Annotated in this window: 10 protein-coding genes; 6 read left to right on the plus strand and 4 right to left on the minus strand. The window is 71.1% G+C overall.

Annotated elements, in window-relative coordinates; translation table 11 throughout:
- Positions 1-114: 114 nt before the first annotated feature.
- From ACWEN6_RS02455 to ACWEN6_RS02470, 4 genes are all read left to right on the plus strand, one after another.
- On the plus strand, positions 115-1,239 hold the full coding sequence (locus ACWEN6_RS02455; RefSeq protein WP_452568597.1) for a sugar ABC transporter substrate-binding protein: 1,125 nt from the start codon (positions 115-117) through the stop codon (positions 1,237-1,239).
- A gap of 100 nt (positions 1,240-1,339) precedes the next feature.
- Positions 1,340-2,116 carry an ATP-binding cassette domain-containing protein gene (locus tag ACWEN6_RS02460; RefSeq protein ID WP_452568598.1) on the plus strand — a complete coding sequence of 259 codons (777 nt, stop codon included), beginning with the start codon at positions 1,340-1,342 and terminating at the stop codon, positions 2,114-2,116.
- Positions 2,113-3,366 (plus strand): sugar ABC transporter permease, encoded by a 1,254-nt coding sequence (locus ACWEN6_RS02465; RefSeq protein ID WP_452568599.1) that lies wholly within the window; start codon positions 2,113-2,115, stop codon positions 3,364-3,366. Before ACWEN6_RS02460 ends, ACWEN6_RS02465 begins: the two co-directional genes overlap by 4 nt.
- A 67-nt stretch (positions 3,367-3,433) precedes the next feature.
- Positions 3,434-4,636, plus strand: a complete 1,203-nt coding sequence (locus ACWEN6_RS02470; protein ID WP_452568789.1) for an ROK family transcriptional regulator — start codon at positions 3,434-3,436, stop codon at positions 4,634-4,636.
- A gap of 15 nt (positions 4,637-4,651) precedes the next feature.
- On the opposite strand, the gene ACWEN6_RS02475 is transcribed toward ACWEN6_RS02470, so the two are convergent.
- Together ACWEN6_RS02475 and ACWEN6_RS02480 are read right to left on the minus strand one after the other, a co-directional pair.
- Positions 4,652-5,464 (minus strand): neutral zinc metallopeptidase, encoded by an 813-nt coding sequence (locus tag ACWEN6_RS02475; RefSeq protein WP_452568600.1) that lies wholly within the window; start codon positions 5,462-5,464, stop codon positions 4,652-4,654.
- 71 nt (positions 5,465-5,535) lie between these two features.
- The gene (locus tag ACWEN6_RS02480; protein WP_452568601.1) at positions 5,536-6,339 is read right to left on the minus strand and encodes a neutral zinc metallopeptidase; all 804 of its coding nucleotides are present in this window, start codon (positions 6,337-6,339) and stop codon (positions 5,536-5,538) included.
- Between the two features lie 238 nt (positions 6,340-6,577).
- On the opposite strand from ACWEN6_RS02480, the gene dxs reads away from it, so the two are divergent.
- Together dxs and ACWEN6_RS02490 are read left to right on the plus strand one after the other, a co-directional pair.
- A complete protein-coding gene (gene dxs / locus ACWEN6_RS02485; protein WP_452568790.1) occupies positions 6,578-8,482 on the plus strand; it encodes a 1-deoxy-D-xylulose-5-phosphate synthase in 1,905 nt (634 codons plus the stop codon).
- A gap of 301 nt (positions 8,483-8,783) precedes the next feature.
- Positions 8,784-10,253, plus strand: coding sequence for an amino acid permease (locus ACWEN6_RS02490; protein ID WP_354919659.1), 1,470 nt, complete (start codon positions 8,784-8,786; stop codon positions 10,251-10,253).
- A 53-nt stretch (positions 10,254-10,306) separates the two neighbouring features.
- Here the strand turns inward: ACWEN6_RS02490 and ACWEN6_RS02495 are convergent, their stop codons facing one another.
- Both ACWEN6_RS02495 and ACWEN6_RS02500 read right to left on the minus strand, forming a co-directional pair.
- Positions 10,307-10,876, minus strand: coding sequence for a TIGR03086 family metal-binding protein (locus ACWEN6_RS02495; RefSeq protein WP_452568602.1), 570 nt, complete (start codon positions 10,874-10,876; stop codon positions 10,307-10,309).
- Between the two features lie 85 nt (positions 10,877-10,961).
- Complete coding sequence (locus tag ACWEN6_RS02500) at positions 10,962-12,188, minus strand: alpha/beta hydrolase family protein (protein ID WP_452568603.1); 1,227 nt, start codon at positions 12,186-12,188, stop codon at positions 10,962-10,964.
- Positions 12,189-12,203: the final 15 nt, after the last annotated feature.

Here is a 12,203-nt window from a genome sequence, read left to right on the forward strand (position 1 = left end):
GCGACCCGGTGACAGCCGTGCCATCCCCGGTCAGAGCTCGGCCGGGCACCTCCCGAACAGACCCCCGTGCCACGCCGTCAGTGGCCATCTCTGTAGAAAGGACCCGGTGCATCCATGCGCAAGGGGATCCTCGGCCTGACCGCCGCCGCGGCGGCGCTCTCTCTCGGTCTCACCGCCTGCGGGGGCGACAGCGGTGACTCCGGCGCGGCTCCGAGCGGCAGCGCCCCGGCGTCGTCCGCCGCCGCCAAGCCGGCGGGCAAGATCGGCGTCATCCTGCCCGACAGCAAGTCCTCGCCCCGCTGGGAGACCGCGGACCACAAGTACCTCGAAGAGGCCTTCAAGGCCGCCGGGGTGGAGTACGACATCCAGAACGCGCAGAACGACAAGACCGCGTTCCAGACGATCGCCGACCAGATGATCACCAGCGGCGCCACCGTCCTGCTGATCGTCAACCTCGACAGCGGCACCGGCAAGGCCGTCATCGACAAGGCCAAGGGCCAGGGCGTCCCGGTCATCGACTACGACCGCCTCACCCTCGGCGGCGGCGCCTCGTACTACGTCAGCTTCGACAACGTCAAGGTCGGCCAGCTGCAGGGCGAGGGCCTGGTGAAGTGCCTGACCGACAAGAAGGTCGACAAGCCCATCATCGCCGAGCTGAACGGCTCGCCCACCGACAACAACGCCACGCAGTTCAAGGAGGGCTACGACGGCGTCCTGAAGCCCAAGTACGACTCGGGCGACTACAAGAAGGGTCCCGACCAGTCGGTTCCCGACTGGGACCCGCGCAAGGCCAACACGATCTTCGAGCAGATGCTGACCTCCGAGCCCAAGATCGGCGGCGTGCTCGCGGCCAACGACAACCTGGGCAACGCGGCCATCACCGTGCTGAAGAAGCAGAAGCTCAACGGCAAGGTCCCGGTGACCGGGCAGGACGCCGGCGTCCAGGGCCTGCAGAACATCCTGGTCGGCGACCAGTGCATGACGGTCTACAAGGCGGTCAAGAAGGAGGCCGACGCCGCGGCCCAGCTCGCCGTCGCGCTCGCCAAGGGGGAGAAGCCCTCGGTCAGCGGCACGACCAAGGACACCCAGACCGGCCAGGACGTCCCCGCCGTCCTGCTCGACCCGCTCGCGGTCACCTTCGAGAACGTCAAGGACGTCGTCGCGGACGGGTTCGTCACCAAGGACGAACTGTGCAAGGGCGAGTACGCCGCCAAGTGCACCGAGGCCGGAGTCCAGTAGAACCGCGGTTCGGCACGGCTCACGCTCCCGCGGGGAGGTCCCGGCAAGGGGCCTCCCCGCGGGGATGCGGGTGACGTACCGTCAGTCCCTGAGGAGCAACGTGTCATCCCAACCCGTCCTGGAGATCCGGGGGCTCGACAAGAGCTTCGGTCCCGTGCAGGTCCTGCACAATGTCGCCTTCTCGGCCTACGCCGGCGAGGTCACCTCCCTGGTCGGCGACAACGGCGCAGGCAAGTCCACCATGGTCAAGTGCATCGGCGGCACCTACACGGCCGACGCGGGGGAGTTCCTGTTCGACGGCAGGCCCGTGCACGTCAACAGCCCCCGCGAGGCCGCCGACCTCGGCATCGAGATCGTCTACCAGGACCTCGCCCTCTGCGACAACCTCGACATCGTCCAGAACATGTTCCTCGGCCGCGAGAAGAAGAGCGGCCTGGTGCTGGACGAGGCGACGATGGAGGAGATGGCGGCCAAGACGCTCGACAGCCTCTCGGTGCGCACCGTCAAGTCGATCCGCCAGCACGTGTCGAGCCTGTCCGGCGGCCAGCGGCAGACCGTGGCCATCGCCAAGGCCGTGCTGTGGAACAGCAAGGTCGTCATCCTGGACGAGCCGACCGCGGCGCTCGGCGTCGCACAGACGGCCCAGGTGCTGGAGCTGGTGCGCCGCCTGGCCGACAACGGCCTGGCCGTGATCCTCATCTCCCACAACATGAACGACGTCTTCGCCGTCTCCGACCGCATCGCGGCGCTCTACCTGGGCCGGATGGCCGCCCAGGTCAAGGCGTCCGATGTCACCCACTCACAGGTCGTCGAGCTGATCACCTCGGGACGCAGTGGCGAGCTCGGCCTGCAGAACGTCAACGGAGTCACCGCATGAGTACGACGATGGTTCCCGGCAAGCAGACCGCGGCGCCGGCCCCGAGCGTCAGCGGCAACGCCCGCGCCTACATCGGACGCGTGCGGGGCGGTGACATGGGCGCGCTGCCCGCCATCCTCGGGCTCCTGGTCCTGTGCACGGCCTTCGCCATCCTGCGGCCGGTGTTCCTCTCGGCGATCAACTTCGCCAACCTGTTCACCCAGGGCGCCGCGATCAGCATGATCGCCATGGGGCTGGTCTTCGTCCTGCTGCTCGGCGAGATCGACCTGTCGGCCGGGTACACCAGCGGCGTGTGCGCCGCGGTGCTCGCGGTGATGATGACCCAGAACGGGCAGCCGTGGTACATCAGCGTCGGGGCGGCGATCCTCACCGGCGTCGTGATCGGACTGATCCTCGGCGCGCTGGTCGCCAAGCTCGGCATCCCCTCGTTCGTGGTGACCCTGGCCGCCTTCCTGGGCTTCCAGGGGCTGCTGCTGGTGTTGGTCAACGAGGGCAACAACATCGCCATCCGCGATCCGGTGATCATCGCGATCGAGAACAAGAACCTGCCGACGTCCCTGGGCTGGATCCTCTACGTGGTGTGCGTCGTGGTCTACGCCGCCATCCAGGTCGTACGGGCGCGCCGCCGCGCCGGGCGCGGGCTCGCCGCCGACACCGCCGGCATCATCGCCGTCAGGGTTGGTGCCCTGGCGATCCTCGGCGGTCTGGCCGTCTACGCGCTGAACCTCGAGCGCAGCCGCAACGCCCTGCTGGTGTCGCTCAAGGGCGTGCCGATCGTCGTGCCCGTCGTGCTGGCCCTGCTGATCTTCTGGACGTTCATCCTGCGCCGCACCGCCTACGGGCGGCACATCTACGCGGTCGGCGGCAACGCCGAGGCGGCCCGCCGCGCGGGCATCAACGTGGACCGCATCCGGGTCAGCGCCTTTGTCATCTGCTCGGGCATGGCCTCGATCGGCGGCATCATCCTGGCCTCCCAGGCCAGCTCGGTCGACCCGAGCACGGGCGGCAGCGACGTGCTGCTGTTCGCCGTGGGCGCCGCGGTCATCGGCGGCACGAGCCTGTTCGGCGGCAAGGGCCGGGTGCTGGACGCCATCCTCGGCGGCGCCGTCGTCGCCGTGATCAACAACGGCATGGGCCTGATGGGCTACAGCGCCAGCGTCAAGTACATCGTCACCGGGCTGGTGCTGCTGCTGGCCGCCGGGGTCGACGCGCTGTCGCGCAAGCGGGCGGCCGCCTCTGGGCTCAGGTGATCGCCGGTCCGGTGCCACCTGACCCCCCACCCGGACCGGACGAGCAACGAGCAGAGGAACGCCGATGATGCGCGCGGGACCCTCGCAGGAGGAGATCCGCCGCCACAACCTCGGAGCCCTGCTGCGTCACGTGCACCTGGGCGGCCCGACGTCCCGCGCCGAGCTGACCACGCGGATGGGGCTCAACCGCAGCACCATCATGGCCCTGACCGCCGACCTGACGGCGGCGGGCCTGGTGCGGGAGGAGCTGCCCAGGGAGACCGGCAGGGCCGGACGCCCCTCCCTCGTGGTGCGGCCCGAGTCGGCGCGCGTGTACGTGCTCGCGTACGACATCGGGGTCGACCGCCTGGTGGCCGCGCGGGTGGGGCTCGGCGGGGTGATACTCGACCGGTGCGAGACCACCCGCCGGCGCGGCGTGTTCGCGATGGAGAACGAGGTCGAGCGCCTGGTCGCGTTCACCGGCCAGATGCTGGGCAAGACCCGCTCCGACACCGTGTGCGTCGGCGCGGGCGTGGCCTTCTCCGGTGGGGTGCGGCACTCTGATGGGTTCGTCCGCTTCAGTCCCAACCTGGGGGTCTTCGACATTCCGCTGGGCGAGGAGCTGGAACGCAGGCTGGGGCTCGGGGTGCCGGTCGTCGTGGGCAACGACGCCAACGTGGGCGCGCTCGCGGAGCAGGCCCGCGGGGTCGGCGTCGGAAGCCGTGACCTGATCTACCTGCACGGGGACGTCGGCGTCGGCGGCGGCATCATCACCGCGGGCCAGCTGCTCGGCGGGCACGGCGGCTACGGCGGCGAGGTCGGCCACATGGTGGTCAACGCGGGCGGCCGGCCCTGCGGGTGCGGGTCGCACGGCTGCCTGGAGGCCGAGGTGGGGGAGCGCGCGCTGCTGGAGGCCGCCGGCCGGTTCGGCCCGCAGATCGGGCGCGACGCCGTGCGCGCGGTCGTGGACGCCGCCGACCGGGGCGACAGCATCGCCCAGGAGGCGCTGGCGCGCGTCGGCGACTGGCTCGGCCTGGGCGTGGCCAACCTGGTCAACATCTTCAACCCCGAGATCGTCATCTTCGGCGGCATGCTGCGCGAAATCTACCTGGGGGCGGCGGCGCAGGTGCGCAGCCGCATCACCACGGACGTGCTGTACGCCTCCCGCGAGACCCTGCGCCTGCGCACCCCGATGCTCGGCGACGACACCACCCTCGTGGGCGCGGCCGAGCTGGCGTTCGCCAAGGTGCTCGCCGACCCCCTGGACGCCCTGGCCCGAGTCGGGGCCTGAGCGGGGGCGTCCGGGCTACGCGGGCGCGGAGGCGACCATCGCCGCGCCGGCGCCCCAGGTGTTGCAGGCGCCGGGGCCGGCGGCCTTGAAGCCGCGGCTCAGCCAGTTGGCGATGTTGCGCCCCTTGCCGTGGTCGCGCACCTTGGTGCGCTCGTCGCCGCTCTCGCGGGTGGCCTCCAGCAGATAGTCCCAGTCGTCGGAGGTGCGGTCCAGGGAGTCCCAGACACTGCCGATGAACGCCCCGGCGAAGCACTCGGCCTGCAGTTCCAGGCGGCGGTACTGCTCGTAGTACTCCGGCTTGCCGCGGTAGGCCAGGCCGTTGAACGCGGCCTCGATGCCGGACAGGTTCTGCACGTGGTGGCCGTACTCGTGGGCGATCACGTCCATCAGGAACAGGTCCTCGGCCTGCCGGGTGAGGTGCTTGTCGAGCATGACGACGATGCGCCGCTGCGAGGGGCAGTACAGTCCCTGGGCGTTCTTGGGCCAGCTGTGCCCGCACACGCGCCCCGGCCGGGTGATGAACTGCACACCCGGCTCGGAGAAGCGGATGCGCGCCTTGGCGAGCTGGGTCTTCCACGACGCGCCGAGGCAGTCCAGCAGCGGCAGCACGTATCTCTTGGCGGAGGCGACGCTGCCGGGTGTCACGGGCTTCTCCGGGCACCGCGCCGCGGGGAGCCTTCCGGAGGTGTACAGGGGGCTGCGGGTCAGCGCGGCGCGCTTCACCGGGTAGGACGCCGCTGTCGCGGGAATGCCCGGCGCCGAGGCCGCGAGGCAGATACCCGCAAGTAGTCCGGCCGACAGCGTGGTGGAGCGCTTTCGACTGATCACAGCAGAGGAGAGTAGCCGCTATGTATGCGTAAGGGCCGATAAATAAGGCAGATCGCGTCCGGTGGCCCGTCTCAAGAGACCGCGGACGCCGAGGCGCTCCAGGTGTTGCAGGCGGAGGGCGAGGCGGCGCGGAAGCCGCGGTCCAGCCATCCGGCGATGTTGGCGCCCTTGCCGTGGTCGCGCACCTTGTAGTTCTCGTCGCCGCTGCGGCGTTCGATGGCCAGCAGGTCCTTCCATTCCGCGCCGGTGCGCTTCAGGGAGGGCCACACGCCGCCGATGAAGACCCCGCCCAGGCACTCGGCCTGAAGCTCGTGCCTGCGGTCCTGCTCTTCGGCCTCCGCCCTGCCGCGGCTGTCCATCCCGTCGTAGGCGCGGGCTATGCCGGCCAGGTACTGCACGTGGTGGCCGTACTCGTGGGCGATCACGTCCAGCAGGAACAGGTCCTGAGGGGTGGCCACGCTGTCCTTGTCCAGCAGCACGGTGATCCGCCGGTCGCGGCCGCAGTACAGCGCCTGGACGTCGTGGCCCCACTTGTCGCCGCACGTCCGCTCGGGTTTGGTGATGAACCTCACAGTCGGCGTGCTGAACGGGATGCGGGCCTTCTGGAGCTGCACCGCCCACACGGCGTCCAGGCACCGCAGCAGCGGCGCGAGGTAGGCGCGCACCGAGGCCACGTCGCCGGGCCGCACCGGCCGCTCCGGGCAGGAGCTCCACGGCAGGCGGCCCGTCGTGTACAGCGGATTTCGCGTCAGGACGCCCGTGTCGCCGACCGGGTAGGCGGCCGGGTGGGCGGCCTGGGCGGCGGCGGCCGGCCCACTGCCGACGATCAATCCGGCAATAAGCATGAACAGCACAGGCAGCGACGAAGTTCGCATGGTTCCGTGAGGGTACGCGAGCTGCGCGCTTGGCGTAAAACCGATCTAATGTGGACAAGTTGTGGAGGTTTTCCGTGCATGTCCCAAAGGCGCCGCAGGGGTGGGACCCTGGGGGCGAGCCGGAGGGGCGGACCCCTCCGGTGAATAGACTCGACGGGCGTCGGTAAGAGGCGGAGGAGATGATTCCGTGAGCGAGCGGACCCAGCGAACCGAAGGTTCGGGCGCGGACAAGGCCGGCCTGCTGGAATCGGTGAAGGGTCCGGGAGATCTCAAGCGCCTGGAGGTCGGCGAGCTGCCCGCCCTGGCGGCCGAGATCCGCGACCTGCTCGTGTCCATCACCTCCCGCACCGGCGGCCACCTCGGCCCGAACCTCGGCGTCGTCGAGCTGACCATCGCGCTGCACCGGGTCTTCGACTCCCCGCGCGACCGCATCCTGTGGGACACCGGCCACCAGGCCTACGTCCACAAGATGCTCACCGGCCGCTCCGGCGACTTCGACACCCTGCGTCAGGAGGGCGGCCTGTCGGGATACCCGTGCCAGGCCGAGTCCGACCACGACGTCATCGAGAACTCCCACGCCTCCACCGCCTTGTCCTACGCGGACGGCCTCGCCAAGGCCTACAAGCTGCGCGGCGAGGCCGGCCGCACGGTCGTCGCGGTCATCGGCGACGGCGCGCTGACCGGCGGCATGGCCTGGGAGGCGCTCAACAACATCGCCGGCCACGCCAAGGACCCCGACCTGCCGCTGGTCATCGTGGTCAACGACAACGGCCGGTCCTACTCGCCCACCATCGGCGGGCTCGCCTCCCACCTGGCGTCCCTGCGCATGACCCAGAGGTACGAACACCTGCTGGAGTCCGTCAAGCACAACCTCAGCCGGGTGCCCGTGGTCGGCCCGCCGCTGTACGAGACGCTGCACGGCGTCAAGAAGGGCATCAAGGACGTCCTGGCGCCCCAGGTGATGTTCGAGGACCTCGGCCTGAAGTACGTCGGCCCGATCGACGGCCACGACGAGCAGGCCGTCGAGGCCGCGCTGCGCAAGGCCCGCGCCTTCCGCGGGCCGGTCATCGTGCACGTCCTCACCATCAAGGGCAACGGCTACTCCCACGCCGAGAACCACGACGAGGACCGCTTCCACTCGCCCGCGCCGTTCGACCCCCTCACCGGCGAGGAGCAGCCCAAGCCGCACAGCTGGACCAACGTCTTCGGCCAGGAGCTCGTGCGCCTCGGCGCCGAGCGGCGCGACATCGTGGCGATCACCGCGGCCATGCTGCACCCCACGGGCCTGGCCGCCTTCGCCGAGGCCTACCCTGACCGCACCTACGACGTCGGCATCGCCGAGCAGCACGCCTTCACCAGCGCCGCCGGCCTGGCCCTCGGCGGGCTGCACCCCGTGGTCGCCGTCTACGCCACCTTCCTCAACCGGGCCTTCGACCAGCTCCTCATGGACATCGCCCTGCACCGCCTGCCGGTCACCGTCGTGCTCGACCGCGCCGGGGTCACCGGGGACGACGGGCCCAGCCACAACGGCATGTGGGACATGTCCATCCTCCAGGTCGTCCCGGGGCTGTCGATCGCCGCCCCGCGCGACGCCGCCCGGCTGCGCGAACTGCTCGCCGAGGCCGTCGAAATCGACGACGGCCCGACCGTGGTGCGCTTCCCCAAGGGCGCCCTCGGCCCCGAGATCCCCGCCGCCGGGCGCCTGGGCCGCATGGACGTGCTGCGCGCGGGCGGCCAGGACGCCGACGTGCTGCTGGTCGCGGCCGGTGCCATGGCCCAGCCCGCCCTGGACGCCGCCGTGCTGCTGGACGCGCAGGGCATCTCGGCCACCGTGGTCGACCCGCGCTGGGTCAAGCCGCTGGACGAGGCTCTGGCCGAGGCCGCCGCGGCCCACCGGCTGGTCGCCGTGGTGGAGGACAACGGCCGGGTCGGCGGGGTCGGCGACGCCGTCGCCCGCCTGCTCAGGGACGCCGGGGTCGACGTCCCGGTGCGCACCTTCGGCATCCCGCAGCGGTTCCTCGACCACGCCAAGCGGGCCAAGATCCTCGCCGAGATCGGCCTCACCGGGCAGGACCTCGCCCGCGCGATCACCGAAGCCGTCGCACGGCGCTCACCCGCCCTGGAGGCCGACCCCGCACGGTGACCCCCCACCCCGGCCGCCCCCCCGGCGGCCGACGGCCCGCCCCTCATGACCTCGGTGAACGTCCGCACGGCTCCCGCCCCCGGGCCCGACCGGCGCCGCCCGTGGAGGAGCGGTAAGACCCGGCCCCCGCGCCGGGCGCGCACCGGTGAAACGGGAACCCCTGAAACGGGGAACGCCGGGCCGCAAGGCCACGGCTGCCTGACATGTGCTCACATTCGACCACATTTGAGGTAACGGTAGGCATGACCTGCGCTTTCAGGGGAAGGCGTCCTCGGGCGGTTGTCGAGGAAAAGGGGCGCGGATGTCGATTTTCCGGACGAAGTCTGTTGAACGGTCGATCGAGGACACCGAGGGCGAGCACCGGCTCCGGCGCAACCTGAGCGCGCTGGACCTGACCGTCTTCGGGGTCGGAGTGATCGTCGGCACCGGCATCTTCGTCTTGACCGGCCAGGTCGCCCGCGACACCGCCGGACCGGCCGTCGCGCTTTCGTTCGTCGTCGCGGGCGTCGTCTGCGCGCTCGCGGCGCTCTGCTACGCCGAGTTCGCCTCGACCGTGCCGGTCGCCGGGTCGGCCTACACCTTCTCCTACGCCACCATCGGCGAGTTCCCCGCGTGGATCGTCGGCTGGGACCTGATGCTGGAGCTCGCGCTCGGCGCCGCGGTCGTCGCCGTCGGCTGGTCGGGGTACTTCTCCGAGCTGATGGCGACGCTCGGGGTGCACCTGCCGGACTCCCTCGCCGGCGAGCACGCGACGTTCAACGTGCCCGCCGTCGTCGTCGTGCTCGCGCTGACCGCCGTGCTGGTGGCCGGCATCAAGCTGTCCGCGCGGTTCAACCTGGTCATCGTCACGGTCAAGGTGGCCGTGGTCCTGCTGGTCATCGTCGCGGGCCTGTTCTTCGTCAAGGGCGCCAACTACACCCCCTTCGTCCCGGACGCCCAGCCGACCCCGGCCGTGCACGGCCTCAAGGCGCCCCTGATCCAGGTGGTCTTCGGCATCACCCCGGTCGCCTACGGCCTGCTCGGGGTGTTCGTCGGGGCGGCCGTCGTGTTCTTCGCCTTCATCGGCTTCGACGTGGTGGCCACCGCCGCCGAGGAGACCCGCAGGCCCCAGCGCGACCTGCCGATCGGCATCATCGCCTCCCTGGCCGTGTGCACCGTCCTGTACGTCGCGGTCTCGCTGGTGGTCGTCGGGATGCAGCCGTACAACCGGCTCAGCCGCTCGGCCCCGCTCGCCGGAGCCTTCCGTGTCGTCGGCCAGGACTGGCTCGCCACCATCATCAGCATCGGCGCGCTCGCCGGTCTGACCACGGTCGTGATGATCCTCATGCTGGGCCAGAGCCGCATCTTCTTCGCCATGAGCCGCGACCGGTTGCTTCCCGGCGGCCTGGCCACCGTGCACCCGCGGTTCGGCACCCCCTACCGCATCACGATCATCATCGGCGTGGTCACCGCGCTGCTGGCCGGGTTCATCCCGCTGTCCGCGCTGGCCGAGCTGGTCAACATCGGGACGCTGTTCGCCTTCATCCTGGTCTCGGCCGGGGTGATGATCCTGCGGCGGACGCGGCCCGACCTGCCCAGGGCGTTCCGCACGCCGTTGGTGCCCGTGGTGCCCGTCCTGTCGGTGCTCGCCTGCCTCTACCTGATGCTGAACCTGCCGGTCGAGACCTGGGTGCGGTTCCTGGTCTGGATGGCCCTGGGCATCGTGCTGTACTTCGCCTACGGGCGGCGGCACAGCCGGGTCGAGGAGCCTTCCGCGGCCCGCGCCGGGTAGGCCCTTCCCGTTCTCCTCGTCTTGCCGTGCACCGCTTCTGGGCGCGGGAGGGGTCAGTGCTGAGTGAGATCTCGGCCAAGGAAGGCCAGGAGCCGCCGATGGGCGGGGGCGTCATCGGCGGCGGGCGCCGGCGGCCCGAACATGCCCGGACGGCGGAAGGCGTCGAAGTCCATGCCCAGCATGACGCCGAGCAGTTCGCCGCAGGGCTCGTCCTCGACGAGCCGCTCCTGACCGGTGGCCAGCGCCAGGCCGGCGCCGTGCACGAGGACCTCGGTGAGGTGGATGAGCGCGGCCATCGGTCCGGAGACGGTGCCGAAGCCCAGCCGCGCGGTGCCGTCCAGGGCGCCCGGGCGGTGCCAGGCGGCCCGGTCCAGGCCGGCGGCGAGAGCGTAGGCGGCCGCCGGGTCCGCGCCGAGCCAGTCGTCCTCGTGGGCGCCGCCGGGGTCGGTCCCGGTCAGCTCGGCGGCGAAGATGCGCATGCCGCCGACCAGGTGGTTCAGCTCGGTGCGTACGTCCCAGCCGGGGCAGAGGGCAGGCGCCGCGAGCCGGTCGTCGCTGATGCCCTTGACGATGGCGCCGGTCATGTCGAGCGCACGGTCGATCTGGTCGATCACGGAGGTCATCGGGGTCTCCATCGGGTGCGAAGGGGGCGGGCGGGAGGGTTGGGGCCGGGTGCCGGTGAGGACGCCGGAGGTCAGGGGTGCGGATTCAGGCGGGAGCGCCGGCGGTCAGGGTGTCGTCGAGCCAGTCGTAGAGGCGGGCGAAGGCCAGGCGCTGGGCCCCGGACTGGCAGTGGGCGTCCGCGCCCTCGTCCTCGGTGAAGGTCATGAGCGTCTTGCGGCACGTGAGGTGCTCGTACAGCTGCTCGGGCTGGCCGTCGAAGAAGCCGTCGGCGGCTCCGGCGCAGACCAGGGTGGGGCAGGAGATCTTCTCGGCGATGCCGTCGCGCAGGTGGTAGTCCAGGTAGGAGGCGCCGAACGCGCGCGGGCTGGCGGCGCCCATGGAGTACATGCCGTGTTCGATGGCCCAGCGCAGCGTGGGGCTGGACGCCATGGCCGCCCGCATCATGGCGTCGAGCTCCGGGTCGTGCTCCGCACGCAGGCGGCGCTCGGCCTCGGGACGCGGCAGGGGGATGCTCGAGGTGGTGATGTCGCCCAGGTCGTAGACGCCGTCCAGCGCGATGAGGGCGGCGACGCGCCGGTCGAAGGCGGCGGCGCGGGGCGCGAGCAGGCCGCCCATGCTGACGCCGAGCAGGGCGATGCGGGCGGGATCGACCTCGGGCAGGGTCACGGCGTGGTCCAGGACGAGGCCGACCACGTTCTCCCAGTCCGGGCGGAACGTCATGCCCTGGTGATGGCGGGTGCCCGGCTGCCCGGGCCCGTCGAAGGCGAGCACCGTGTAGCCGCGCTCGACGGCCGCGGCGGCGCCAAAGAAGTGCATCTCCTCCACCGTGCCGTCGAACCCGTTGTGCATCACGACGGTGGGCCGGGCGGCGCCGGTGCCGTCGGCCCGGTACAGGTAGCCGGGCAGGGTGGTGTCCCCGTACGGGATCTCGACCGGCTCGACGGCCAGGGTGAAGAGCGCCGCGGCGCCCCGGAAGCAGGCCACCGAGGCGTCGTAGGCGTGCCGGATGCGCGGGTCGGCGGCGTCGCCATGCAGGAAGAACTCGGCGGCGCGGTAGTAGTTCGAGGCACGCAGGAAGGCGTCGCGGGCGCTGACGCGGTGCCCCGCCGTCAGTGAGGACCGAGCCTCGCCCGCCACGCGGTCGGCGGTGGCCAGCCACTCGTCGTACCAGCTCTCGTAGTCGCCTGGGGCGATCCGCTCGCAGGTGACGGCCACCTCGCCGAAGTCGGCTCCGCCATAGGCGATGTGGCCGAGGATGCGCAGGGTCTCGTACCAGAAGCTGTGGTCGTCAGGAAAGAACAGCGGCTTCATGATCACTCCAAAAGC

The sequence above is a fragment of the Sphaerisporangium sp. NPDC004334 genome (assembly GCF_053602655.1).